The sequence below is a fragment of the Roseovarius pacificus genome (genome assembly GCF_900142665.1).
Lineage (GTDB): Bacteria > Pseudomonadota > Alphaproteobacteria > Rhodobacterales > Rhodobacteraceae > Roseovarius > Roseovarius pacificus.
In genome coordinates this window covers 777,041-801,457 of sequence record NZ_FRBR01000001.1, presented here as the reverse complement: position 1 = coordinate 801,457, position 24,417 = coordinate 777,041, and the positions used below count along the sequence as shown (strand labels likewise).

At 60.6% G+C, this 24,417-nt stretch carries 22 protein-coding genes; 12 read left to right on the top strand and 10 right to left on the bottom strand.

Features of this window, described 5'->3' with window-relative positions; genetic code table 11:
* Window positions 1–22 precede the first annotated feature (22 nt).
* A complete protein-coding gene (locus BUB53_RS03855) occupies window positions 23–955 on the top strand; it encodes a choline/ethanolamine kinase family protein (protein ID WP_073032894.1) in 933 nt (310 codons plus the stop codon).
* Window positions 956–1,019: 64 nt separating this feature from the next.
* On the opposite strand, the gene BUB53_RS03850 is transcribed toward BUB53_RS03855, so the two are convergent.
* Together BUB53_RS03850 and BUB53_RS03845 are read right to left on the bottom strand one after the other, a co-directional pair.
* Window positions 1,020–1,802, bottom strand: coding sequence for an inositol monophosphatase family protein (locus BUB53_RS03850; RefSeq protein WP_073032892.1), 783 nt, complete (start codon window positions 1,800–1,802; stop codon window positions 1,020–1,022).
* 15 nt (window positions 1,803–1,817) lie between these two features.
* Entirely contained in the window at window positions 1,818–2,624 is an 807-nt protein-coding gene (locus tag BUB53_RS03845; protein WP_073032890.1) for a DeoR/GlpR family DNA-binding transcription regulator, read from the bottom strand.
* A 204-nt stretch (window positions 2,625–2,828) separates the two neighbouring features.
* Here BUB53_RS03845 and BUB53_RS03840 point away from each other — a divergent pair, with 204 nt between their 5' ends.
* From BUB53_RS03840 to BUB53_RS03790, 11 genes are all read left to right on the top strand, one after another.
* Entirely contained in the window at window positions 2,829–3,773 is a 945-nt protein-coding gene (locus BUB53_RS03840; protein WP_073033716.1) for an ABC transporter substrate-binding protein, read from the top strand.
* Between the two features lie 117 nt (window positions 3,774–3,890).
* On the top strand, window positions 3,891–4,922 hold the full coding sequence (locus tag BUB53_RS03835) for a quaternary amine ABC transporter ATP-binding protein (protein WP_073032888.1): 1,032 nt from the start codon (window positions 3,891–3,893) through the stop codon (window positions 4,920–4,922).
* Window positions 4,919–6,925: an ABC transporter permease gene (locus BUB53_RS03830; RefSeq protein WP_073032875.1), complete on the top strand. Its 2,007-nt coding sequence runs from the start codon at window positions 4,919–4,921 to the stop codon at window positions 6,923–6,925. The genes BUB53_RS03835 and BUB53_RS03830 overlap by 4 nt, the downstream gene beginning before the upstream one ends.
* A complete protein-coding gene (locus BUB53_RS03825; RefSeq protein ID WP_073032872.1) occupies window positions 6,922–7,812 on the top strand; it encodes a phosphotransferase in 891 nt (296 codons plus the stop codon). Before BUB53_RS03830 ends, BUB53_RS03825 begins: the two co-directional genes overlap by 4 nt.
* 8 nt (window positions 7,813–7,820) lie before the next feature.
* Window positions 7,821–10,262: a GcvT family protein gene (locus tag BUB53_RS03820; protein WP_073032870.1), complete on the top strand. Its 2,442-nt coding sequence runs from the start codon at window positions 7,821–7,823 to the stop codon at window positions 10,260–10,262.
* Between the two features lie 144 nt (window positions 10,263–10,406).
* Window positions 10,407–11,468, top strand: a complete 1,062-nt coding sequence (locus BUB53_RS03815; protein ID WP_073032868.1) for a GlxA family transcriptional regulator — start codon at window positions 10,407–10,409, stop codon at window positions 11,466–11,468.
* Between the two features lie 282 nt (window positions 11,469–11,750).
* The gene (locus BUB53_RS03810; RefSeq protein ID WP_084728849.1) at window positions 11,751–12,449 is read left to right on the top strand and encodes a GntR family transcriptional regulator; all 699 of its coding nucleotides are present in this window, start codon (window positions 11,751–11,753) and stop codon (window positions 12,447–12,449) included.
* Between the two features lie 22 nt (window positions 12,450–12,471).
* Complete coding sequence (locus BUB53_RS03805; protein WP_073032866.1) at window positions 12,472–12,852, top strand: carboxymuconolactone decarboxylase family protein; 381 nt, start codon at window positions 12,472–12,474, stop codon at window positions 12,850–12,852.
* Entirely contained in the window at window positions 12,842–13,762 is a 921-nt protein-coding gene (locus tag BUB53_RS03800; RefSeq protein ID WP_200797768.1) for an NAD(P)-dependent oxidoreductase, read from the top strand. The genes BUB53_RS03805 and BUB53_RS03800 overlap by 11 nt, the downstream gene beginning before the upstream one ends.
* Entirely contained in the window at window positions 13,701–14,996 is a 1,296-nt protein-coding gene (locus BUB53_RS03795; protein WP_143163118.1) for an alpha/beta fold hydrolase, read from the top strand. Before BUB53_RS03800 ends, BUB53_RS03795 begins: the two co-directional genes overlap by 62 nt.
* Complete coding sequence (locus BUB53_RS03790; RefSeq protein WP_073032860.1) at window positions 14,993–15,802, top strand: N-acyl homoserine lactonase family protein; 810 nt, start codon at window positions 14,993–14,995, stop codon at window positions 15,800–15,802. Before BUB53_RS03795 ends, BUB53_RS03790 begins: the two co-directional genes overlap by 4 nt.
* Before the next feature lie 28 nt (window positions 15,803–15,830).
* On the opposite strand, the gene BUB53_RS03785 is transcribed toward BUB53_RS03790, so the two are convergent.
* The 8 genes from BUB53_RS03785 to pcaF all read right to left on the bottom strand — a co-directional run bounded on the left by BUB53_RS03785 (window position 15,831) and on the right by pcaF (window position 24,338).
* Window positions 15,831–16,820, bottom strand: a complete 990-nt coding sequence (locus BUB53_RS03785) for an NADPH:quinone oxidoreductase family protein (RefSeq protein ID WP_073032858.1) — start codon at window positions 16,818–16,820, stop codon at window positions 15,831–15,833.
* A complete protein-coding gene (locus BUB53_RS03780) occupies window positions 16,817–17,968 on the bottom strand; it encodes a CaiB/BaiF CoA transferase family protein (RefSeq protein WP_073032856.1) in 1,152 nt (383 codons plus the stop codon). Before BUB53_RS03780 ends, BUB53_RS03785 begins: the two co-directional genes overlap by 4 nt.
* Before the next feature lie 75 nt (window positions 17,969–18,043).
* On the bottom strand, window positions 18,044–19,045 hold the full coding sequence (locus tag BUB53_RS03775; protein ID WP_073032854.1) for a branched-chain amino acid ABC transporter permease: 1,002 nt from the start codon (window positions 19,043–19,045) through the stop codon (window positions 18,044–18,046).
* A gap of 3 nt (window positions 19,046–19,048) precedes the next feature.
* Entirely contained in the window at window positions 19,049–19,936 is an 888-nt protein-coding gene (locus tag BUB53_RS03770) for a branched-chain amino acid ABC transporter permease (protein WP_073032852.1), read from the bottom strand.
* An 11-nt stretch (window positions 19,937–19,947) separates the two neighbouring features.
* The gene (locus BUB53_RS03765) at window positions 19,948–20,697 is read right to left on the bottom strand and encodes an ABC transporter ATP-binding protein (protein ID WP_073032850.1); all 750 of its coding nucleotides are present in this window, start codon (window positions 20,695–20,697) and stop codon (window positions 19,948–19,950) included.
* Entirely contained in the window at window positions 20,681–21,466 is a 786-nt protein-coding gene (locus BUB53_RS03760; RefSeq protein WP_073032848.1) for an ABC transporter ATP-binding protein, read from the bottom strand. Before BUB53_RS03760 ends, BUB53_RS03765 begins: the two co-directional genes overlap by 17 nt.
* Window positions 21,467–21,529: 63 nt before the next feature.
* Window positions 21,530–22,735 carry an ABC transporter substrate-binding protein gene (locus BUB53_RS03755; RefSeq protein WP_073032845.1) on the bottom strand — a complete coding sequence of 402 codons (1,206 nt, stop codon included), beginning with the start codon at window positions 22,733–22,735 and terminating at the stop codon, window positions 21,530–21,532.
* Between the two features lie 397 nt (window positions 22,736–23,132).
* Entirely contained in the window at window positions 23,133–24,338 is a 1,206-nt protein-coding gene (gene pcaF / locus BUB53_RS03750; protein WP_073033714.1) for a 3-oxoadipyl-CoA thiolase, read from the bottom strand.
* Window positions 24,339–24,417 lie beyond the last annotated feature (79 nt).

The following is a 24,417-nucleotide window of genomic DNA, read 5'->3' as shown; positions in this document are numbered from 1 at the left end:
ACAAAACGGGGAGGTATAAAAAATGACAAAGAACAATACCGAACAAGTGCTGAGTGTCTTGCGCAATGTCGAAAGTTTCGGAGGTGTGACCCCCGAGACCGTGACCGTTGAGCGGCTTGGCGGGCTGACGAACCTAGTCTACCGCGTGGAAAGCGGCGAGCGCAGTGTGATCGTGCGAATACCGGGCGAGGGAACGGAATCTTATATCGACCGGGCTGTGGAAATTCACAACACGCGCATCGCGGCGGCGGCGGGCGTGTCCGCCGAGGTGCTGTGGGCCGACCCGGACACGGGAAACATGGTGTGCGATTGTATCGAGGGGATCGTCACCATGACGCCCGATCTGTTCCGGAGTCGGGCCGGGTCTCCGGCGCGGGCAGGGGCCGCGTTGCGCCAGTTGCACGACGCCAGGGAGCCTTTCAGGTTTCGCTTCGAGTTGTTTTCGATGATCGACGACTATCTGAAAGTGCTGTCCACCAAGAAGACCGACCTGCCCGAAGGATATGCGCAGGTGGTGGCCGAGGCCGAGCCGATCAAGCGGCTTCTGGCCGAGAAACCGGGCGATCTGGTGCCCAGCCATTGCGATCCGCTGTGCGAAAACTTCCTCGACGATGGCACGCGTATGTGGATCGTGGATTACGAATATTCCGGCATGAACGACCCGCTTTGGGATCTGGGCGACCTGTCGGTCGAGGCGGGGCTGAGCGATGAGCAGGATATCGAGATGCTGACCGCCTATTTCGGGCAGGCTCCGACGCCCGAACAGATTGGCCGGACAGTAATCTACAAGGCGATGTGCGATCTGCTCTGGACGCTTTGGGGATTGATCCAGCATGCGGACGGCAATCCGGCCGAGGATTTCTGGGCCTATTCAACGGGGCGGTTCGAACGCTGCAAGGCACTGATGTCCGATCCGGCATTTGCTGGCCATGTCGAGGCCGTGCGGGCCGGGTAAGTCTCTTCCTGGGAGTGTCTTCTCTCTGAAAACTGGGGCGCGCGGAGTGTTTCGCGCGCCCATTTTATTCTGCCAGCATCGCAAGGAGTTCAGCGTGAAGGTTGGGCGTGGCGGCGCTGACCACCCGCCCGTCAGAGGAAAAGTCGAGCGGTTTGCCCTGCCAGTCGGTGACCACCCCGCCAGCCTCTTCGATGATCGGAACCATGGCGAGGTAGTCATAAGGCTTCAGGTCGAAATCCACCACCGCGTCCACCTGACCGGCCGCCATCAGGGCATGGGGCTGGCAATCATAGGCCAGCCGCCGCAGGCGACCGGCAGCCATCAGGCGGTCGAACAGCGCAGGGTCTTCGGCATAGATTTTTTCGCCCTCGTTGATGAACAGCATCGCATCGTTCAGGCGATTGCAGTCGGAAACCTGTATAGGCGATCCGTTGCGCGTCGCCCCCAGCCCGCGCGCGCCTGCATACACCTGCCCCAATGCGGGCAGCCGACAGATGCCCAGTTGCGGTATCTCGTTTCGCGTCATGGCCAGAAGCATGCCGAACAGCGGCACTCCGGCAATGAAGGATCGTGTGCCGTCAATTGGATCGACGACCCAGACCGTTTCGTTATTCAGCCCCTCGGTGCCGTATTCCTCGCCGAAAATCCCGTCTTCCGGGAAGACCTGTTGCAGGGCGGCACGAATGGCCTGTTCGGTTTCCTGATCGGCAACCGTAACGGGGCTGGCGTCGGACTTGGTAACAATCTCGAATGCGCCGTTGAAATGGCTCAGAGCGATGCGGCTTGCCGCTTCGGTAATATCCAGGGCCATGTCCAGGTAACGGCGCAGGTCGGCAGTATCGGGCATCGGGTTTCCTTTATTTCAGTCCGCGACCACGATTTCAGTGCCCCACGTCTCGGCCGCATCGCGAATATCGGCGGGAGGTTGTTCGTCGGTGATCAGCAGGTCGATGGTGGCCGGATCGCCAAGGGTGATTGGTGCGGCGCGCCCGAATTTCGAATTGTCCGCAGCCAGGATGCGTGTCTTGGAATTGGCCATGATCGCGCGGGAATACAGCGCCTCTTCCATGTCGAACAACATGAAACCCGAGCGCATGTTGATGGCAGCAGCGGAAAGTACGGCGAAATCCGTTTGAAACTGGCTGACGAAATCAAGGGATTGCGCGCCGAAAATTCCTCCGTCGTGATTGCGCAGCTCGCCTCCGGGCATGAAGACGCGGTTGTCGTTCCGGGCGGCCAGATTGTAGGCGACCGCAACGGAATTGGTGACGATCAGCAGTTCCTGATGACCCTTGAGCGCCTCTGAAATAAAGGCCGTGGTCGATCCGATATCGAGAAACAGGGACGACCCGTTTCCGATCAGCCCCGCCACATGGGCGGCGATCCGTTGCTTGGGCAAGGGATTCTCGGCCATGCGCTGCGCAAAGCTGAGTTCGGTCGAGCCGTGTTGCAGCAGGACGCCGCCATGCACCTTGCGCACCAGCCCCTCATCAGAGAGCCGCCGCACGTTTCGCCGTACGGTTTCCTCGGACACGTTCAATGCCGTTGCAATCGACTGGATGCGCATACTGCCACCCGCCCGCATGACGAGATCAATGATTTCGGCGCCCCGGCGCGAAGCCGGAAGAACCTTTTTGTCTGGTGCGGGTGATGTGGGGTTTTCTGGCATCTTGACGATCCTCCGCAAAGGCTTTGTGCAGTTTTCGGTCAGTTAACCACATAAAGCCGAAAATAGAACATATAAATCAACACATAGTGAAACTTTTTGTTGATTTATGTGGCGTCTTGTCGGAGGTTGGATGTCACAAAAATGGAGAATCGAAAGCCTGCTCAGGCCATCGACTGCATGCAAAAAAACACAGGGAGTTTCAGGATGCGCTTTAATGTATTGGCGGCAACAGCCTTGGTCGGGGCCACAATGGCCGGCGCGGCTTTTGCCGAAGTGGAATCGCAAGAACCCATCAAACTGACATTGCATGACTGGAGTGGTCAGTTGCTGACCACGACCATCATGGGCAAGGTTCTGTCCGAGGCCGGATATAACGTGGAATACGTGCAGGCCGATTACATCGCGCAGTTCGCCGGGCTGAAAAGCGGCGATTTGCATGTGGCCATGGAGATATGGGAAACCACCGGGCGCGAGGCGATGGACGAGGCGGTCGCCACCGGCAATGTCGTCAACATGGGCGAAACCGGCATGACCGCCATCGAGGAATGGTGGTATCCGGCCTATATGGAAGAAACCTGTCCGGGTCTGCCCGACTGGAAGGCGCTCAACGATTGTGCGCGCGAATTCTCGACACCGGAAACCGCGCCGATGGGGCGCTATCTGGGTGGTCCCGTGACCTGGGGTGGCTTCGACGAAGAACGTGTCGAGGCGCTGGAAATGGATTTCGAAGTGGTCCACGCGGGCACCGACGCCGCGCTTTTTGCGGAACTCGAAAGCGCCTATCAGCGCAAGGCGCCGATTGTTCTCTGGATCTATGCGCCGCATTGGGCTCCTGCCAAGTACGAAGGTAGCTTCGTGGAATTCCCGCCCTATACAGCGGAATGCTATGATGATCCTGCATGGGGGTCGAACCCGGATATGGCCTATGATTGTGGCAAGCCCACCGGCCCGATCTGGAAGGTGGCGTGGTCCGGCGTGGCGGAAAAATGGCCTGGCGCGGCAAAAGCGGTTGAGGCGTTCGATATCAATAACGAAGATATGGGCGCCATGGTTGCCGATGTCGACCTCAACGGTAAATCCGTCGATGAGGTGGCCGATGCCTGGCTTGCCGGGAACAAGGACGTCTGGTCCGCCTGGATTGCCGATTGATCCGATAGTCTGCGGTGGATCGGTTTCGCCGGTCCGCCGTTCTCCGCCCTTCCACCATGAACAGCCTTTCCTGGCCCGGTTGCGGTCTGGCTGGTTCATTCGTGCCTGAGGACAGATATGGAAAAACCGATCTTGCTTGACTGCCGGGGCATCTGGAAGCTCTACGGAGCGCACGCCGAGGATATTTTTTCCCGCAACAACGGTAAGCTGAGTGCCGATGAGATCAGGACACATGGCCTCGTGGGCGCTGTGCGGGATGCCTCGGTCCAGATACGGCAGGGCGAGATATTCGTGATCATGGGGTTGTCCGGATCGGGCAAGTCCACGCTGGTGCGCTGCCTGTCCCGCCTGATCGAACCGACCGGGGGCGAGATACTGTTCGAGGGGCGCGATCTCTTGTCGATGACCGATAAGGAGATGATCGAGATACGGCGCAAGAAGATGGGCATGGTGTTCCAGCATTTCGCGCTGCTGCCTCACCTGACCGTGTTGCAGAACGCCGCCTTCCCGCTGGAAGTGCAGGGCGTGCCCAGGGCCGAGCGCGAGGCGCGCGCCCGCGAGGTGATCGAACTGGTCGGGCTGAAAGGGCGGGAGGCCTATTATCCGCGCCAGCTTTCGGGCGGACAGCAACAGCGGGTGGGGATCGCACGGTCGCTTGCGGTCGAACCCGACCTCTGGTTCCTGGACGAGCCCTTTTCGGCGCTCGACCCTCTGATCCGCCGCGAGATGCAGGACGAATTCCTGCGCCTTCAGGGCATGCTGCACAAGACCATTGTCTTCATCACCCATGACTTTGACGAGGCGATCCGGCTGGCGGATCACATCGCCGTCATGAAGGATGGCGAGGTGGTTCAGATCGCGACACCCGAGGAACTGGTGCTGAACCCGGCCACGGACTATGTTCAGGAGTTCACCCGCCACATCCCCCGCTCTAAGGTTCTGACACTGCGCAGCGTGATGACACCCGGCGCACCGTCAGGCGAGACAGCGGGCGATTTGCAGCAGGATCGACGCATCGAGGCGGTTGCCGACCAGATCGAGGCCAGCGACTTGCCGTTCCGGGTTCTGGACAATGACGGCTCTGTCGTCGGCACAATCGGACGTCAGGCCGTGATCGACGTTCTGATCGGCCGCAAGGTCGTCTCATGAACCGGCTGCGTGACCTTCTGCCGGGGCGCAGCGGCTGGTTCTGGCTGGGCCTTTTCGCGATCACATGGGCGCTGTCCCATTATTCGTGGGATATCTACAAGGCGCTCGATGCACGCTGGATCGTCAAATACCCGAGCGCCTACCTGCTGAAAGCCGAAACGTCGATCAGTGCCTTCATGCAATGGCTTGTCGAGGACGCGACCTTCGGACTTTTCACTTTTCGCGATGTGACGCGGTTCATTGCTGCACTGATCGAATACCCCTATGATTTCGTGCGCGACCTGCTGATCGACGGCTTCTCGGTCGGGCTCGGGAGCGATGCGGTCAAGATCGCCCCGTCACTGAGCTGGATCGCGGTCATCGTCACGCTTGGGGCGATGGGGCACTATGCGCGGGACTGGAAGCTGGCGGCTCTGGTCGGTGGATGCTTTCTGTATCTGGCGGTGTTCGGACAGTGGGACAGCGCCATGGTCACGCTCGCCTCGGTTCTGATCGCCGTACCGATAGGGGCGGTCGGGGGGCTGTTGCTGGGCATTCTGGCCTATCGTGTTCCCCTGTTCGAGGCCATGCTTCGCCCGGTCCTCGACCTCATGCAGACCGTGCCCGTTTTTGCCTATCTGGTGCCGATCCTGTTCCTGTTCGGGTTCGGCCCGGTGGCGGCGCTCGTCGCGACGATCATCTATGCCATGCCGCCGATGGTGCGCGTCACCACGGTGGCGCTGCACGGTGTGCCGTCGGAAATCCGCGATGTCGGCGTGATGGTCGGCTGTACCCGGCGGCAGTTGATGTGGAAGGTGATCGTGCCCTCGGCGGCGCCGACACTGATGGTGGGGGTGAACCAGGTCATCATGCTGACGCTGAACATGGTCATCATCGCGTCGATGATCGGGGCCGGGGGACTTGGCTTTGACGTGCTGGGGGCACTGCGGCGTCTGGACATCGGCGGCGGGATCGAGGCGGGGCTGGCCATTGTGGTCATGGCCATTGCGCTGGACCGCCTGAGTCAGGCCTTCGCGACCCGCACGGCGGATCTGCATGCTATAGATGCCGACCAGAATCTGGTTCGCAGGCATCCCTGGACCTCTGTCGTTCTGCTGGTCGCGGTGTCCACTTTCCTGTTGGCGCAGGTATCGCCCGCGTTCCAGACCTATCCGCAAAGCGCGACGATTTCGACCGGGACGTTCTGGTCGGATTTCATGACCTACATAAACGTGAATTTCTTCGACACGTTCGAGGCGGTCAAGACGGCGTTCCTGACCTACCTGTTGCTCCCCATCAAGCGCTTCTTCACTGGCATTCCCTGGGCTTGGGGTATCCTGGTGATGACCATCATCGGCTGGCGTATCGGCGGGATTTCCCTGGCGCTGCTCACCGGGATTTTGACTGCGCTGGTCGCTGCGGTGGGGCTTTGGGACAAAGCCATGACCACGGTTTACCTGTGCGGTGTTTCGGTGCTGGTGGCGTCGGTCATCGGAATCCCGTTGGGGATACTGGCCGCGCAGAACGATATGGCGAACCGCATCGTCGGCTCGTTGATCGACACGCTCCAGACCCTGCCCAGTTTCGTCTACCTGATCCCGGTGGTGATGCTGTTCCGGGTCGGTGATTTTTCCGCCATGATCGCCGTGGTGCTCTATGCCATGGCCCCGGCTGTGCGCTATGCTGCCCACGGTATCCGCAACATCGACCCGCAACTGATCGAGGCCGGGCTGGTCTCGGGCTGCACGCCACGACAGGTGCTGTGGCGCATCAAGCTGCCGATGGCCGTTCCCGAGCTTCTGCTGGGATTGAACCAGACGATCATGCTGGCCCTCTCGATGCTGGTGATCACCGCGCTCGTCGGAACGCGCGATCTGGGGCAGGAGGTCTATATCGCGCTGACCAAGGCCAATTCCGGGCAGGGCATCGTGGCCGGTCTGGCCGTTGCCTTCATCGCCATCTGTGCGGATCGCATCCTGTCGGCCTCGGCCCGTCGCGCGCGTCGGAATCTGGGGTTGGAATGATGAACGACGCAGCCAAAGCCGCCCTCGAAACCGCCGCGTCGCTTCCGATCTGGAGCGCGCCGACGGATGTTCAGTTGCTGGGTGGGGGGATCACGAATTTCAATGTCACGCTGACCGACAAGGGGCGCAAATATGTCGTGCGTGTCGGGCAGGATATCGTGCTGCATCAGATCATGCGGTTCAACGAACTCGCGGTGCATCGCGCGGCGCAATCCATCGGGATCGCCGCCGCAATCCGGCATAGCGAACCCGGAATTCTGGTGATCGAATTCGTGGATGGCGTCACACTCGACGAGGCCGCCATTCGCGACGACGCGATGCTGGAGCGTATCCTGCCGGTTCTCAAACGCTGCCATACCGAAGCACCTGCGCATCTGCGCGGGCCGGTCCTGGCGTTCTGGGTCTTTCATGTGCTGTGTGACTATGCCGCCACGTTGCGCGATGCCAGGTCACGCCATATCGCGCGGCTGGATGAGCTGTTGCAGATCGCTGCCGGTCTGGAACAGGCGGTGGGACAGGTCGATATCGTTCTGGGCCATAACGACCTGCTGGCCGCCAATTTTCTGGATGACGGGCAGCGGCTGTGGCTGCTGGACTGGGAATACGGCGGGTTCAACTCGCCGTTGTTCGATCTTGCCGGTCTGGCCTCGAACAACGAACTGAGCCCGGCGCAGGAGACATGGCTTCTGGAAAATTATTTCGAGACGCGACTGACCGGCGAACTGAACCGGAAATACCATGCCATGAAATGCGCATCGCTTCTGCGGGAAACGATGTGGAGCATGGTTTCTGAAATCCATTCAGACATCGACTTCGATTACGCCGACTACACCGAACAAAACCTGTCACGGTTTCGGGCAGCCCTGTCCGATTTTCAATCCATGTGAGGACCAAGATGAGCAATTTTCCGACAAGCGCTAAGGCCGTCATCATCGGCGGGGGCATCGTGGGATGTTCGACCGCCTATCACCTGGCAAAGATGGGGTGGACCGATGTCGTCCTGCTTGAACGCAAGAAGCTGACCTCGGGCACGACATTCCATGCCGCGGGGCTGGTCGGGCAATTGCGCTCGAACGCCAATATCACCCAGCTTCTGGGATATTCGGTGGACCTCTACAACACGCTGGAGCAGGAAACCGGGCAGGCCACGGGCTGGAAGATGAACGGCGGTCTGCGACTGGCCTGCAACGAGGAACGCTGGACCGAGGTCAAGCGGCAGGCGACCACCGCGCATTCCTTCGGTCTGGAGATGCAGCTTCTGACCCCGTCCGAAGCCAGGGAGTTGTGGCCGCTGATGACCACCGACGATCTGGTCGGCGCGGCCTATATGCCCACCGATGGGCAGGCCAACCCGTCGGATATCACGCAATCCCTTGCCAAGGGCGCGCGCATGGCGGGGGCGTCGATCTTTGAAGACACCAAGGTGACGAGAGTCGAACTGGAGGACGGCGTCATCAAGGGGGTGATGACCGACAAGGGCTTTATCGAATGTGAAAAGGTGGTGCTGTGCGGCGGCCAGTGGTCGCGTGATTTCGCCAGGACGGTTGGCGTCAACGTGCCGCTTGCGCCGATGGAGCATCAGTACATGGTGACCGAGCGGATCGACGGGGTTACCCCGGATCTGCCCACGCTGCGCGATCCCGACAGGCTGACCTATTACAAGGAGGAAGTCGGCGGCCTGGTGATGGGCGGCTATGAGCCGAACCCGATCCCATGGGCGATGAACGGCATTCCCAAGGGGTTCCACTACACGTTGCTCGACTCGAACTTCGATCATTTCGAACAACTGGTCGAACTGGCGCTTGGCCGTGTTCCGGCACTGGAAACGGCGGGGGTTAAGCAACTCGTCAACGGCCCCGAAAGTTTCACGCCCGATGGCAATTTCATTCTGGGTGAAGCACCGGAGTTGAAGAATTTCTTTGTCGGTGCGGGGTTCAATGCCTACGGGATCGCCGCTGGCGGCGGTGCGGGAATGGCCTTGGCCGAATGGGTTGCCAAGGGCGAACCGCCCTTCGATCTGTGGCCGGTCGATATCCGCCGGTTCGGGCGTCCGCATTTCGACAGCGATTGGGTGCGCACCCGCACCGTCGAGGCCTATGGCAAACACTACACCATGGCCTGGCCGTTCGAGGAGCACAGCTCGGGGCGGCCCTGCCGCAAATCGCCGCTGTACGACAAGCTGCGCGCCAAAGGGGCCTGTTTCGGTGAGAAACTGGGATGGGAGCGCCCGAACTGGTTTGCCACGAACGGTATGGAAGCCAGGGATGTCTACAGCTTCGGGCGGCAGAACTGGTTCGGTGCCGTTGGCGACGAGCACAAGGCCTGTCGCGAGGCGGCGGTGCTGTTCGATCAGACCTCGTTCGCCAAGTTCACCCTGAAGGGGCCGGATGCCGAGGCCGCGCTGAGCTGGATCGCAGCCAATGACGTGGCCAAGCCCGTTGGGTCGCTCATCTATACCCAGATGCTGAATGACCGGGGCGGGATCGAATGTGATCTGACTGTCGTTCGCGTCGCGCAGGATGAATACTACATCGTGACCGGCACCGGATATGCCACCCATGATTTCGACTGGATTTCGCGCAATATCCCCGAGGGCATGAATGCTCAGCTTGTCGATGTCACCTCGTCCTATGCGGTGCTGTCGCTGATGGGGCCCAAGGCGCGCGACATCCTGCAACAGGTCACGCGCGATGATGTGTCGAACGAAGGGTTCAAGTTCGGCACCGCCAGAACGATCGGCATCGCGGGCTGCCCGATCAATGCCTTGCGGGTCACCTATGTGGGCGAACTGGGGTGGGAACTGCACCTGCCCGTGGAATATGCCACCACCGTTTACGATGCGCTGATGGAGGCCGGGCGCGATTCCGGCCTGCGGGATGCAGGATACCGGGCCATCGAAAGCCTTCGGCTGGAAAAGGGATATCGCGCCTGGGGCTCTGACATCGGGGCCGATCATACGCCCGCCGAGGCCGGTTTGGCCTGGGCCGTGAAGTTGAAGCAAAACATCGACTTCAAGGGCCGCAAGGCCGCCGAGGGCCAACGTGACAACGGAGTCAAAAAGATACTGGCCTGCTTCACCACGGAACCCGATATCGTGCTGTCGGGCCGCGAAACGATCTATCGCAACGGCGAGCGCGTCGGGTGGCTGACCAGCGGTGGTTATGGGTACACGGTGGGCAAGTCCATCGGTTATGGCTATGTCCGCGCCTCCGAGGCCATCGGACGGGATTTCGTCCTGAGCGGGGATTACGAGCTGGAGGTCGCGACCGAACGCGTGCCTTGCGCGGTGCAACTCGGCCCGCTGTATGATCCCCGGATGAAGCGGGTGAAGTGCTGAGCGAGGGATCTGCCACCTTGATGGCGGGCGATGCGCCCGCCGCGCGGGGCGGGGGTATGGGGCTGCTGTCTGGCCCCGTGCGCTGACGAAAGCCCGACGCCGCTCAGGCGCGAAGGGGACGCGAGGCCGAAAAGGAGAAATACGATGGGTCTGCCGCGAATGTCTCTTGGGTCCACCGGGAAAGGTGATCCCGGTCGCAAGCACCACATCGGTTTTCTGCTTTTGCCGGGGTTTTCGCATTATTCCTTCTCGGCGGCTCTGGAACCCCTGAGAAGCGCAAATATCCTGATGGGGCGGGAGGTTTTCACATGGTCCCTGATCGGGCATGGAATGCGTCAGGTGTCGGCATCCAACGGTGTCGCCTGTTTGGTGGATTACGATCTGGAAAATGTGCCGGGGCTGACGGATGTCCTGGTGTTTTCCGGCAGCGAAACCGACCTGTCACACACCCGGCCTGTCGAAAACTGGCTGCGGTTCCATCACCGTCAGGGGGGCGGCATACGGGCCGTGTCATCCGGCGTCATGGTTCTGGCGCGCACGGGCCTGTTGGACGGGCGTGATTGTGCCGCACATTGGGAGGACAGCCCCCGCCTGCGGGAAAATCACCCCAGGATCAATGTGACCGAAAGAATTTTCGAACTGGGCGAGCGCATTTCGACATGCGCGGGCGGTGAGGCCAGCGCGCATATGATGCTGGCTTATCTCGAACGGATACTGGGGTCTGATCTGACTCTGGACGTGGCCACGCGGATGGTCATGGATCGTATCCGTGACGGGCGGGACAGCCCGAACCTGATGCCCCACATTCGTTACGGCACCTCGAACAAGTTGCTGCTGGATGCCATTGCGATCATGAACGATCACATCGGCGAACCCCGAAAAATCAAGGATCTGGCAAAGGATGTCGGCGCCAGCGTGCGTCAGTTGGAGCGTCAGTTCAAAGCCGAACTCGGTGCAACGCCCGAGAAATTCTATCGCAGTATCCGCTTGTCGCTTGCGCGGCAACTCCTGCAATACAGTGACCACAGCCTGACGGAAATCGCCCTGATTTGCGGCTTTGGGACGACGCAGGCGATGAAGAAGCACTACGAAACTCTCTATGGGCGCTCGCCCCGTGCCGAACGCTGCCGGACCGTATCGGGAAAGGGCGATTTGAAGGCACTGACCCCGGCGCCGATCCTTCACGAGGTCAATGCCTTTTATTAACCGCTGAAGCGCCGGACATGCCTGCCGCTTCGACAGTCGTGCTTTGGGCAGATGCCTGTGTGCACATCCTTCATATTTTGCAGCGACAAGAAACCGTCTTGCTGATCGCCATCAGAGGGCGTGCTTTAAGCCCATGAGCGAGTTGCGGCTGTCAACTTGGCTGGAGAGGGCGGAGCCAAGGGGCTCCCGCGCCGGGTTTTGAGGCTGGTCTGGGGCGATATTGTATTGTACCAGGTATATAGACAGTTGACATATTGTAGGACAATATGATGATGTTTCGCCATGATGGACGACATCCCACAACAGAATCTGTTGCTGAAAAGAGACGACGTTACACTGAGCGGGCGTTTGCTGAGCTCCATGCGTGACGCCATCCTGGATGGTGTGTTGGAGCCGGGACAGCACCTGAGCGAACGAGCGCTGTGCGATATGTTCGGGGTCAGCCGCAGCCTTGTGCGTGAGGCGATCAAGGCGCTTGCCGCTGAAGATCTGATCACGCATGTGCCCCACAAGGGGCCGATGGTAACCCGCCTCGACCGCAAATCGGCACAGGACCTCTACCGTGTGCGGGGGGCTGTCGAAGGGTTGGCCTGTGCGGAATTTACGGCCAATGCCACGCCAGAAGAGTTTTACGAACTCGAGGCGATCACTGCGCGTATGGCGGAACTGGTGGCCGAGGGGGCGCCTGAACAGGCGCTGGTCGCTGCGAAGAACGATTTTTACCGCTGCCTGTTCGCGGGGGCGCAAAATCAGCCGCTTGAAAAGATTCTCAACCAGTTGAACAACCGCGTTGTTCTTCTGCGCCGCCGGTCGCTGTCTCAAGAGGGCCGCTTGCCCAAGATGCTCTCGGAAATTCAGGACATTGTTGCCGCTATCATGCGGCGCGATGCCAAGGCGGCGCGCCGTCTGGCAGAGGTGCATGTGGCCTCGGCCGCCAGGGCCGCCGATCAGAGTTTTCTGGACATGAATACGAATACCTAACCAATGAAGAGGATACCCCACCATGGACGAGGCAACCTATGAAAAGGGTCTTGAAATCCGCCGCGCGACGCTCGGCGACGAGTATGTCGATAAGGCGCTTGCGAATGCCGACGATTTTGGACGTGACTACCAGGAACTGGTGACGAGCTATTGCTGGGGTGAGATCTGGGGCCGCGAAGGGCTGGATCGCAAGACGCGCTCGACCATCAACATCGCGATGATCGCGTCGCTGAACCGTCAGCATGAACTGGCCGCCCATATCCGTGGTGCAATCAACAATGGGCTGACACCGGACGACATCAAGGAAATCCTGCTTCAGGTCGGAATTTATGCAGGGGTTCCGGCAATGGTCGACAGTTTCCGCGTGGCCCGCACCGTTCTGGGAGAGATGGATGAAATCTGAGCCGGACATGAAAATCGGGTTTGTCGGGATCGGGACGATGGGGGCGCCCATGGTCCGGTGCCTTGTGGAGGCCGGTTTGCGCCCGGCGCTGTTTGATGTCGATCATGAGGCGGCGCGCAGGGTTGCTGATGAAAACGGGCTGGATGTGATGGGCAGCCTGCCCGAGATCGGTCAGGCCTGCGATCTGGTGATCCTGATGTTGCCGCGTTCGGAAATCGTGCGCATGGTCTGTCTCGGGTCGGGTGACGATGCTCCGGGGTTGGTTGACGGGCTGAAACAGGGTGCGCTCGTGATTGACATGAGCTCATCCGATCCGATGGAAACCCGCAAGCTGGCGGGCGAGTTGGCAAAGGCCGGTGTCACCTTGCTGGATGCGCCGGTGTCGGGTGGTTTGCGCAAGGCGATCGCCGGAACCCTGAGCATCATGCTGGGCAGTGACGATGAGGCTGCCGCAGGTCGTGTCACGCCGGTGCTCGAGGCAATGGGCAAAGTCATACTGACCGGGCCGCTGGCCTCGGGGCATGCTTCGAAGGCGCTGAACAACTACGTGTCTGCCGCCGGTCTGGCGGCGGCTTGCGAGGCGCTGATCGTGGGCCGCAAGTTTGGCTTGAACCCCGAAACGCTGGTCGATGTTCTGAATGTTTCGACCGGGCGCAACAACTCAACGGAAAACAAGCTGAAGCAATTCGTGCTGAACGGCGAGTTTCGCAAGGCGGGCTTTTCGCTGGACCTGATGGCCAAGGATGTGGCGTTGGCCAAGTCCTTGTCGTCCGATCTGGGGCTCGATTTGCCCTGTATCGACGAAGTCAGCGATCTGTGGACCGACGCCCGGAACAGGTTGGAGAAAGATGCCGATCACACGGAAATCTTCAGCTATCTCGAAACGCTGGCCGAACGCGATGGCGTTTGATCTGAGTGACTGGATCGGGCGGGCCGCGGCGGATCGCGTTTTTGCGTGGCATTGCCGCGGCCTGTCTTTGCGCCTAGTCCTGCGATCAACGCAAGGGACGTGCGGGCTGTTGCTGTCCGATGTGCCGCGACCGCTTGAGGTCGAAGATCTGGAGCAGCCCGACATTCTGATCGAAGGGCCGCAGGAGGCGTTTGACCGGGTCGGGCAGGCCGATCCGCCACCGGGCAGCCATTCGTTCGGGGCGCTTTTGCGCCATGACACGGGGCTTGCCATTTCCGCCGATCCGCTGCCGCAGGCGCAGGCATTGGCTGCACTGGAACGCCTGATCGAACTGGCGCGTCCCGAAGCCCCTTATTTCGAGGGGCACGGGTTTGCACATGACGCCACCTCCGTTTTGGGGGGGCGACGGGTGTTGCGCCGTGCCGGTGGGCAGGAGGCGCTGATTCACTGGATCGAAACGGGGGAGGGGCCGCCGGTGGTGTTTCTGCATACTGCCGGGGCCGACAGCCGACAGTATCTTCATCAACTGGCCGATACAGAATTGCAGGGCAAGTATCGGATGATGGCCTTTGACCTGCCCTGGCACGGGTTGTCTTCGGGCGAGAACGGATGCGAGACAACGGCGGATTACCGGCTGACCGAGGCGGCCTATCTGGAGTGGGTCTGCGCGTTCATCAGCGAAACCGCCGGGGAGCCTGTGGTTTTGGCCGGCTGTTCGATGGGCGCGACCATGGCGCTGACGGTGACCGCGCGGCACCCTGAACTGATACGTGGCTGTATCGCGCTCGAGGCGCCGATGGCCGCGCCGGGCCGACGCAGCGACCTGCTGACCGATGCACGTATCGCCGACAGTCAGCACAACCCGGCCTATGTGCGCGCGATGCTGGGGCCGGCCTGTCCGCAACGCCAGCGCGACGAGGCGTGCGCGATCTATGCGCAGGCGCGGCCGGGGATTTATATGGGCGATCTGGCGTATTACAGCGAGGAATACGACGGTGCCCGCATCGCCGGACTGCTGCGCGACAGCGCCCGCCCGCTGGCCCTGTTGACAGGCAGTTACGATTATTCCGCATCGCCCGACAACACCCGCAGCCTGTGCCGGGCCGTGGCCTCGGAGACCCTGTGGTTTGCCGAGATGCCTGGACTTGGCCATTTTCCGATGATCGAAGACCCGACGGGTTTCCGCCCCCATTTTATGAATGCATTGCGCTATATCGAAAGGATGCAGCCATGACGACGCCCCCCGAATTCGAAGTTTACGCTATCCAGTACGCCACCTCGATCCGGCCTTCGTCTGACTATTTCCTGGGGGCGGACCCGCATGACGGCCCCGCACCGATCTACTATTACGTCTGGCTGATCCGGAACGAGGACCGCTGCATTCTGGTCGATACCGGGTTCAGCGAACAGCGTGCCCAGGAACGAGGGCGGGATTTTCAGCGATGCCCGACCGAAGGGCTGCGCGTGCTTGGGGTCGAGGCGGAAGATGTCGATACGGTGATCATCACCCATCTGCATTACGATCATGCCGGAAACCTGAACCTGTTTCCCAACGCCGAATTCATCCTGCAGGACGAAGAGATGCGTTTTGCAACCGGGCGCTACATGCGTCACGATCTGATCCGGGTGCCGTTCGCGTTGCCGGATGTGCTCGAGATGGTCAGCCAGAATTATGCGGGACGGGTCCGTTTCGTGGACGGTGCGCATGACCTGACCGATGGTGTGCGCCTTCATCATGTGCCGGGGCATTCGCCGGGTCTTCAGGCGGTGACGGTCGATACCCGTCGTGGCCGGTTGTGTCTTGCGTCGGACACGGTGCATTTTTTCGACAATGTCGCGCTTGGCAGCCCGTTTCGGATCACCACGCATGTGGGGCAGGCTCTGGATGGCCATGACCGCATTCTGGAACTTGCTGGCGGGTATGAGCGGCTGATCCCCGGCCACGATCCCCTGGTGGCCGGGCTGTATCCGGCCCATCCCGACGACGATTTGATTTTCGTGCTGCACGAGCCGCCGAACCGCAGCCCCGTACCCGCCTGACAGGGGGCGCGGGCCCTGCGCGTCCCGCTCAAGGGGTCAGGATGATCTTGCCATGTGCGCGGCCTTCTTGCAGGCGTTGCAGCGCGTCCGAGAATTGATCCAGCGGCAGGGTGTCTGCAATTTGCGGCGACAGCTTGCCCTGTGACCAGAGGTCGAAGATGTCCTGTTGCACGCGATGTACCCATGCCGGGTCGCGTTCGCGGTAATCCGACCATTGCAGGCCCGACACGGCGATATTCTTGACCAGCAGGTAATTGGCCTTGATCGTGGGAATCTCTCCTGCGGCAAAGCCCACGACAACCAGCCGCCCGCGCCAGGCCATCGCCCGCAGCGCGGCCTCGGTCACAGCGCCGCCGACCGGGTCGATGACGACATCGGCACCGTGTCCGTCAGTGGCCATGCGAACCTTGTCGCGCAGCCCGTCGCGCAGATTGTCCATCCCCAGATCGACCGTTTCGTCGCATCCTGCCGCGCGCGCGAGTTCGGCATTGCGCGCGCCCTTGACGCCACCGATCACGACACCGGCCCCCATCGCGCGCGCCAGTTGCACGGCGGCTGATCCGACACCGCCTGACGCCCCCAACACCAGCACTGTGTCGCCGGGTTTCATGGCGGCGCGCTCGATCAGAGCGAAATGCGCGGTCTGATAAACAAGGCCGAGCGCCGCCCCGACCTCGAACGGCATATCATCCGGCATCGGGTGGCAGTTGTCTGCGGTGATCGCGATTTGACCCGCATAGGTGCCGTATTCGGCCTGAATGGCGACATGATCGCCAACCTCAAGGCCGCTTACGTCTTGCCCTATCGACGAAATCACGCCGGCCCCGGCCTTGCCGGGCGAAAAGGGAAGGGGGGGCTTTACCTGGTATTTCCCTTCCATCACGAGAATGTCGGGAAAATTCACTTCGGCGGCGCGCAGGTCGACGACAACCTCGCCGGGACCGGGTGTCGGTTCCGGAAGGTCTTCGACGCGGGCCGTGTCCACGGGGCCGAATTCACGGACAAGAACGGCCTTCATTGCGGTTTCTCCGTTATTTCCGAGGCTCCAATTCGGGGCATCATATCGTTATCGGCGCCGAGGGACGGGGCGCGGGATGTTTCCTGCGAAGTGCGGTATTGCGGGACCACTGGTACGGGCAACGCCATGGTGCGCTCCCCCGAGGCATTTTCGACTGTGCGGTCCAGAACCCCACGGCTTTTGAAATGCGGATCTGACACGGCGTCTTGCAGCGATTGAACCACGGAACAGCAGCAATCGGCCTTTTCGAAAACGGTCTGCCAGTGGTCGGCGTCATGCGCGGCAATGATCCGGGCCACGGCATCGGTTGTGGCTTGCGGGTCTTTACCATCATCACGAAGAGCGGGGTCCAGCCCGATGGCTTCGGAAAATATATCCCAGAACTTTTGTTCGAGAGGGGCTGCGGCAACGAAACGGTTGTCACGCGTCGGATAGAGCCTGTAACGACAGGAGCCCCCGGTCACGAGAGAGTCGCCGTTGCCGGGCCAGTCGCCGGTGACCTGTCCTTCTGCCAGTGCCCAGTACATGAATGGGAAAAGGTTGTCGCACATGGCGATGTCGATATGGGCCCCCTTGCCGGTCCGGTCGCGTTCCCGCAGCGCCAGAAGGATGTTGAACACCGCAGGATATGTGCCGCCCGCGATGTCCGCGATCAGGGCGGGGGGGATCACGGGCGTGTCGGGGGTACCGCAAGCGAGGGCCAGCAATCCGCTGTCCCCGATATAGTTGAGGTCATGCCCGGCGCGCGCGGCCTTTGGTCCAGATTGCCCGTAGCCGGTGATGGAACAGTAAATGATGCCGGGATTGATCGCGGCGACATCGTCATAGCCAAATCCCAGTCTTTCCATCACTCCGGGCCGGAATTGTTCGACCAGAATATCGGCCTCTTTCAGGAGCGGGATCAGGCGCTCACGTTCCCCGGCTTCCTTGAGGTTCAGCGCCAGCGATTTCTTGCCGCGGTTCAGCATGGCGAAATTGGCGCTGTCCTCGCCCCATTTCGGAACATAGCTGCGCATTTCCTCGCCGCGTCCGGGGCGTTCGATCTTGATGACTTCCGCACCGGCTTCGGCCAGGAAAAGCGTTGCCATCGGCCCCGGCAGAAGGGTTGAAAAATCCAGAACGCGGATATTGTCCAATGGGGTTGCCATGAGTTTGCCTCGGAGATTTTGAAGTTTCGAGTGGTTCGCAGAGGCGGCCCGCCCGCAGGCGGGCCACGTTTTCGATTACAGGCGTGTCTTGAGCCATTTGGCAATAACGCCGACGATGCCTTCGCGGAAGGTCAGAACGCAAACGATGAATACCGCCCCCTGAATGATCAGCACGAGCGACCCCAGATTGGCGAGATAATTCTGCATCGTAACGATGACCGTCGCCCCGACAATCGGGCCGAAGATCGTCCCCATCCCCCCGATCAGGGTCATCAGAACGACTTCGCCGGACATGGTCCAGTGGACATCCACCAGTGACGCCAGGTGGAAGACAAGCGCCTTGGTGCCCCCCGCAAGGCCCGACAGGGCGGCGGAGATCACGAAGGTCAGAAGCTTGTAGCGCTGCACCTGATACCCGAGCGAGATCATGCGCGGCTCGTTCTCGCGGATACCTTTCAGGACCTCGCCGAAGGGCGAGTGGATGACCCTGTACATGAACAGGACGCCGATGATGAAGATCACCACCACCATCCAGTAGAAGGGACCGTCTCCGGACATGTCCACAAGGCCGAAAAGGGCGTTGCGCGGAATGCTCTGCATGCCGTCTTCGCCCCCCGTTATGGGGGCCTGCAAGGCGTAGAAATACACCATCTGGGCAAAGGCCAGCGTGATCATGGCGAAATAGATGCCCCGGCTTTTGATCGCCAGGAACCCGAACGCTGCGCCCATGACAGCGGCGACCAGCACCGCGAAGGCGATGGCCAGTTCCGGCGGCCAGCCCCAGACCTTGGCCGCGTAACCCGCCGCATACGCCGCGCCGCCGAAGAAAGCCGCGTGCCCGAAGGACAACAGCCCGCCAAACCCGAGCATCAGGTTAAAGGCCATTGCGAACAGTGCAAAGCAAAGCAGCTTCATGACGAACACCGGGTACAGGAACTGCGGAGCGATCACCACGAACAGCCCGATCAGGGCAAAAACGATCATGTGATGGCGCGTCATCCGTGCGCGCGCATCCGAAGGCGGGCGACTCTGGTGAATTGCCGTGGTCCGGTTCGTTGTTTCGGCTTGTTTTGACATGATTTAAACCTCCCGCCCGAAGATGCCGCTGGGTTTGAACAGCAGAACAAGCGCCATGATTATGAAGATGATCGTTGTCGAGGCTTCCGGGTAGAAAACCTTGGTCAGCCCCTCGACCAGACCCAGCGAAAAGCCCCCGATGATCGCCCCCATGATCGAGCCCATACCGCCGATCACGATGACCGCGAACACCACGATGATCAGGTCGTTGCCCATCACCGGGTTGACCGAATAGACCGGCGCCGCCAGCACCCCTGCGAATGCCGACAGGGCAACGCCGAAGCCATAGGTCAGGGTGACCAGAAGCGGGACGTTGATTCCGAACGCGCTGACCATCTCGGGATTTTCGGTCGCGGCGCGCAGGTAGGAGCCGAGCCGCGTTTTCTCGATCAGGAACCAGGTGGCGAAACACACGATCACCGCCATCACGATGATGAAGCCCCGGTATATGGGCAGGAACATGAAGCCCAGATTCATGACCCCGGTCAGTGCCGCCGGAATGGGATAGGGCTTGCCCGAGACGCCATAGAAGTTCTGGAACACCCCGGTGATGACGAGTGTCAGGCCGAAGGTCAGAAGCAGGCTGTAGAGGTGATCCAGCTCATGCAGCGGGCGAAGCATGGTGCGTTCGATCACCATGCCCAGTGCGCCCACCACCAGCGGCGAGATCACCAGGGCAAACCAGAATGGAATGCCCAGATATGTCAGCAGCATCCACGACACGAACGCGCCCATCATGTAAAGGGCCCCATGCGCGAAGTTGATGATGTTCAGCAGGCCGAAAATGACCGCAAGACCAAGGCTCAGAACCGCATAGAAGGATCCGTTGATCAGTCCAAGGAGCACTTGGCCGAAAAGAGCCTGTGGCGGAATTCCCAATAGCTCGAACATAGTTAGTTTCCTTATATGCCAAGATAGCCTTGGATTTTTTCCAGGTTGTCCGCGATCTCATCGTTGCGGAACTGGTCGACGACCTTGCCCTCCTGCACGATGTAATGACGATCGGCGAGTTCGCGCGCAAAGTGGAAGTTCTGCTCCACCAGCAGGATCGTGAACCCTGCTTTCTTGAGGCGCCGGACGGTGTGGCCGATCTGGTGAATGATCACCGGGGCCAGCCCTTCGGTCGGCTCGTCCATGAGAACGAACAGTGCGCCCGTGCGGAGAATCCGCGCGATGGACAGCATCTGCTGTTCCCCGCCCGACAGTTTGTTGCCATAGCTGTCCAGGCGTTCCTCCAGGTTCGGGAACAACTCGTAGATCGCCGGCAGATCAAAACCGCCATCCGCCACCTTGGGTGGCAAAAGCAGGTTTTCGAGCACCGACAGGCTGCCGAATATCCCGCGATCATCGGGCACATACCCGATGCCGAGCCTGGCGATATCGCGCGCGGGCAGGTCGATCAGTTCCGTGCCATTGAAGCGGATACTGCCGCTGCGGGATTTCAGGAGCCCCATGATGGCCTTGAGTGTCGTCGTCTTCCCGGCGCCATTGCGGCCCAGAAGGGTAACAACCTCGCCCTTGTTGACGGTCAGGTTGACGTCATGCAGCACGTGGCTTTCGCCGTACCAGCCATTCAGCCCCTGAACCTCAAGCATGGCCTGGGTTTCGGGGCCGGGTGTGTCCGCCTGGGATTTCTCAATCGTATGTGTCATTCGGCTCTCCGATATAAGCTTCCACAACGGCCGGGTCCTCGGACACTTCGGCGTAATTTCCTTCGGCCAGTACCGCGCCGCGCGCGAGCACCGTGATGCGATCCGAAAGTGTGGCGACGACTGAAAGGTTGTGCTCGACCATCAGAACGGTCCGTGTCTCCGCGACACGTTTGATAAGATCCGACGTGCGGCCGATATCCTCCTGGCCCATACCCGCCAGCGGTTCGTCCAGAAGCAGAAGGCGCGGGTCCAGCGCCAGTGTCGTCGCGATCTCCAGTGCCCGTTTGCGCCCATAAGGAAGGTCTGCCGCGCGATCGTGAAGGAAGTCCTCCAGTCCCACGTCCTCGAGCAATTGAACGGCTTCGTCCTCAAGGCTGTTCAGGCACTTGCTGGACCGCCAGAAATCGAAGGAGCGACCGTGAACGCGTCGCTGAAGGGCGAGGCGAACGTTTTCGAGAACGGTCATGCCACCGAATACAGCCGAAATCTGGAATGAACGCACTAATCCCTTTTGGGCGATGGCCGCAGGAGCCAGATTGGTGACGTCTTCACCTTCGTAAGTGATGGTGCCTTTGGATGGTGTAAGAAATTTCGTAAGAAGATTGAAACAGGTCGTCTTGCCTGCCCCGTTCGGACCGATCAGCGCATGAATAGAGTTGCGCCGCACTGAAAGATCCACGTTGTCTACGGCCCTTATGCCCCCGAAGACCTTGGTCAAACCCTTGGCCGTGAGAACATAATCGGCCCCGTCATCATGGCGGGATGTCATGGGAAGGATGTCCTTGCTGATTGGCGGTGCCTTTGAGGCAAAGGCACCGCTTTGGAAATGATGTCAGCCATTCACCAAGGAGCAGGTGCTCTTGGCGAGCGGCATGTAGGCTTCCTCGGCAGGGATTTCGCGCAGAACCTTGGCAACGTCATCTTCGCCTTCGGATTCCTCGGGCGATTTCACCTGTGCCAGGTACATCGTGTGCATCATGCGGCCATCTTCGCGGATATACCCATCCTTGGCGAAGAAGTCGTTGATCGGGTTTTCGCCCATCCATGCGCGCACCGTTGCGGGATCGTCCGAACCGGTGGCCTCGACGCCCTTCAGGTAATGCGTGACCGCCGAGTAGAACCCGGCATGAATCATCGTGGGCATGCTGCCGTGGCGTTCCTTGAAACGTTCGGCGAAGGCGCGCGTTTCGTCGTTGTAATCCCAGTAGAACCCGGTGGTGTAGGTCAGGCCCTGTGCAACGTCGAGGCCAAGGGCATAGATATCGGTCAGGAAGACGAGCATACCGGCGATGGTCTGTCCGCCCTGAACGACGCCGAATTCGCTGGCCTGTTTCAGAGCCGTGCTGAAGTCGGTGCCGGCATTGGCGAAAGCAACGACCTGCGCGCCCGAAGATTGCGCCTGAAGGATGAACGAACTGTAATCCGTTGCCTTGAACGGATGCCGGACGGTGTTGATGACGTTGCCGCCCAGTTCCTTGACGACAGTCGCGGTGTTTTCCTCGAGCGAATGCCCGAACGCGTAGTCGGCTGTAATGAAGAACCAGTCCGTGAGGCCGTTCTTGACGATGGCATTTCCCGTGCCGGTCGCCAGGGCGAACGTGTCATAGACATAGTGGATGCCGGTCGGCGAGCATTCGTTGTTCGTAAGCGCCGTCGAAGCCGATCCGGCCGCGACGGTCAGGATATCCTTTTCCTTGCCGATATTCTGAATGGCGATGGCTGCGGCCGAGTCGGTGGACTCAATGATCATGTCCACGCCTTCCTGGTCGACCCATTCGCGCGCAAGGTTGGAGGCCACGTCGACCCGGTTCTGATAGTTTGCCGAGAGCAGTTCGATCGGTTTGCCGTTCACTTCACCGCCGAAATCCTCAATGGCCATTTCCGCACCGAGGACGGCACCCATGCCGCCATTCGCGGAATAGACGCCGGTCATATCGACCATGGCGCCGATCTTGACCGCATCTCCGGACACGTCCTGTGCCATGGCGATGCCGGTCGACAGCGCGATCGTCGCGGTTACTCCTGTCAAAAGTTTCATTTTCTGGTCTCCTCCCTAGGGTCAGGTAAACTGAAGGTCACGTCACTGCGACGGCCACAGGATGTGACGCAAAATGCGTGCCATTATTTAATTTTGCGCGTGAATTTTATCCCGGAAAGGGCGGGAGATGCCGACAGTACCCTTGTTTCGTGTGCTGCGGCAGGGGAATTGGCGTTTTTGGGGTAAGGGCCTGTTCGATTTTGTCTTTATCGCGGGGCCGGGGCATGATCGGGCAATTCTTTCCGGTGTCGGCGGGGCGACAGAAAAATGATTTGCGCGGCGCTTGTTCCCACTAGGTATGCCTGAATTTAAAGTGTCTCGATTCAGGTCATCCGGTGTTGTCCGACAGCGGACGATGCAATGCAGTATCCGCTGTCGGAGGGCGCAAAATGCGGCGTCAGACCGCCTCGAGCGCGATGGCGATCCCTTGGCCGACGCCGATGCACATGGTGGCAAGCGCCTTTTTCCCGCCCGTCAGTTTGAGTTCCAGGGCCGCCGTACCCGCAAGCCGGGCACCGGACATGCCCAGAGGATGACCCAAGGCGATTGCGCCGCCATTGGGATTCACACGAGGATCGTCATCGGCGATCTTCAGGTCGCGCATGGTGGCGAGGGCCTGGCTGGCGAAAGCTTCGTTCAGTTCGATCACGTCGAAATCGTCGGCGGTCATCCCAAGCCGGGTCACAAGTTTTCGCGAGGCCGGGGCCGGACCGAACCCCATGATGCGAGGGGCGACACCGGCAGCCGCACCGCCGAGGATGCGGGCGATGGGGGTGAGCCCGTGCGCCTTGGCGGCCTGTTCGGAGGCCAGAACAAGGGCCGCTGCCCCATCGTTCACGCCCGACGCATTGCCCGCCGTGACGGTCCCGCCGTCGCGAAACGGTGCGGGCAGTTTCGCGAGCTTTTCGAGTGTGGTGTCCGGGCGCGGGTGTTCATCGGTTGTTATCTGACGGGGATCGCCCTTGCGCTGCGGAACGGACACGGTGGTGATTTCCTGTGCAAGGCGTCCGTTGTCTATCGCCAACCCGGCCCGCTGTTGCGAGCGGAGTGCGAAGGCATCCTGATCTTCACGGTTGATGCCGAAATCCCCGGCCACGTTCTCGGCCGTTTCGGGCATCGAATCCACGCCGTATTGCTGTTTCATGAGCGGATTGACGAAACGCCAGCCGATGGTCGTGTCATACACCGCGTTCGAACGCGAGAAGGCGCTTTCGGCTTTGGGCATGACGAAAGGCGCGCGGCTCATGCTTTCGACGCCACCGGCGACGATCAGATCGGCCTCGCCCGCGCGGATTGCGCGCGCTCCGGTGATCACCGCATCCATGCCCGATCCGCAGAGCCGGTTTATCGTGGTGCCCGACACGGTTTCCGGCAGCCCGGCCAGCAGCAGGGACATGCGCGCCACATTGCGGTTGTCTTCGCCAGCCTGGTTGGCGCAGCCATAGATCACGTCGTCCACCGCCGCCCAGTCCACAGCGGTGTTTCGGGCGATCAGGGCCAGCAGCGGGACGGCTCCGAGATCGTCGGGCCGGATCGTGGACAGCCCGCCTCCAAAGCGGCCTATCGGTGTGCGAATGTAGTCGCAGATAAAGACGTCTTGCATCATGTGTTCCTGTTATCTGAAGGGTGTCGTGTGTGCTGATGGAGGTCGGAGAAACCCGATATGAACGGGCGCTTTTCGG

Bases quoted from the DNA above. Each gene is read 5' to 3' on its own strand.
- BUB53_RS03855 (WP_073032894.1), top strand. From the start codon at position 23: ATGACAAAGAACAATACCGAACAAGTGCTGAGTGTCTTGCGCAATGTC.
- BUB53_RS03850 (WP_073032892.1), bottom strand. From the start codon at position 1,802: ATGCCCGATACTGCCGACCTGCGCCGTTACCTGGACATGGCCCTGGAT.
- BUB53_RS03845 (WP_073032890.1), bottom strand. From the start codon at position 2,624: ATGCCAGAAAACCCCACATCACCCGCACCAGACAAAAAGGTTCTTCCG.
- BUB53_RS03840 (WP_073033716.1), top strand. From the start codon at position 2,829: ATGCGCTTTAATGTATTGGCGGCAACAGCCTTGGTCGGGGCCACAATG.
- BUB53_RS03835 (WP_073032888.1), top strand. From the start codon at position 3,891: ATGGAAAAACCGATCTTGCTTGACTGCCGGGGCATCTGGAAGCTCTAC.
- BUB53_RS03830 (WP_073032875.1), top strand. From the start codon at position 4,919: ATGAACCGGCTGCGTGACCTTCTGCCGGGGCGCAGCGGCTGGTTCTGG.
- BUB53_RS03825 (WP_073032872.1), top strand. From the start codon at position 6,922: ATGATGAACGACGCAGCCAAAGCCGCCCTCGAAACCGCCGCGTCGCTT.
- BUB53_RS03820 (WP_073032870.1), top strand. From the start codon at position 7,821: ATGAGCAATTTTCCGACAAGCGCTAAGGCCGTCATCATCGGCGGGGGC.
- BUB53_RS03815 (WP_073032868.1), top strand. From the start codon at position 10,407: ATGGGTCTGCCGCGAATGTCTCTTGGGTCCACCGGGAAAGGTGATCCC.
- BUB53_RS03810 (WP_084728849.1), top strand. From the start codon at position 11,751: ATGATGGACGACATCCCACAACAGAATCTGTTGCTGAAAAGAGACGAC.
- BUB53_RS03805 (WP_073032866.1), top strand. From the start codon at position 12,472: ATGGACGAGGCAACCTATGAAAAGGGTCTTGAAATCCGCCGCGCGACG.
- BUB53_RS03800 (WP_200797768.1), top strand. From the start codon at position 12,842: ATGAAATCTGAGCCGGACATGAAAATCGGGTTTGTCGGGATCGGGACG.
- BUB53_RS03795 (WP_143163118.1), top strand. From the start codon at position 13,701: ATGCCGATCACACGGAAATCTTCAGCTATCTCGAAACGCTGGCCGAAC.
- BUB53_RS03790 (WP_073032860.1), top strand. From the start codon at position 14,993: ATGACGACGCCCCCCGAATTCGAAGTTTACGCTATCCAGTACGCCACC.
- BUB53_RS03785 (WP_073032858.1), bottom strand. From the start codon at position 16,820: ATGAAGGCCGTTCTTGTCCGTGAATTCGGCCCCGTGGACACGGCCCGC.
- BUB53_RS03780 (WP_073032856.1), bottom strand. From the start codon at position 17,968: ATGGCAACCCCATTGGACAATATCCGCGTTCTGGATTTTTCAACCCTT.
- BUB53_RS03775 (WP_073032854.1), bottom strand. From the start codon at position 19,045: ATGTCAAAACAAGCCGAAACAACGAACCGGACCACGGCAATTCACCAG.
- BUB53_RS03770 (WP_073032852.1), bottom strand. From the start codon at position 19,936: ATGTTCGAGCTATTGGGAATTCCGCCACAGGCTCTTTTCGGCCAAGTG.
- BUB53_RS03765 (WP_073032850.1), bottom strand. From the start codon at position 20,697: ATGACACATACGATTGAGAAATCCCAGGCGGACACACCCGGCCCCGAA.
- BUB53_RS03760 (WP_073032848.1), bottom strand. From the start codon at position 21,466: ATGACATCCCGCCATGATGACGGGGCCGATTATGTTCTCACGGCCAAG.
- BUB53_RS03755 (WP_073032845.1), bottom strand. From the start codon at position 22,735: ATGAAACTTTTGACAGGAGTAACCGCGACGATCGCGCTGTCGACCGGC.
- pcaF (WP_073033714.1), bottom strand. From the start codon at position 24,338: ATGCAAGACGTCTTTATCTGCGACTACATTCGCACACCGATAGGCCGC.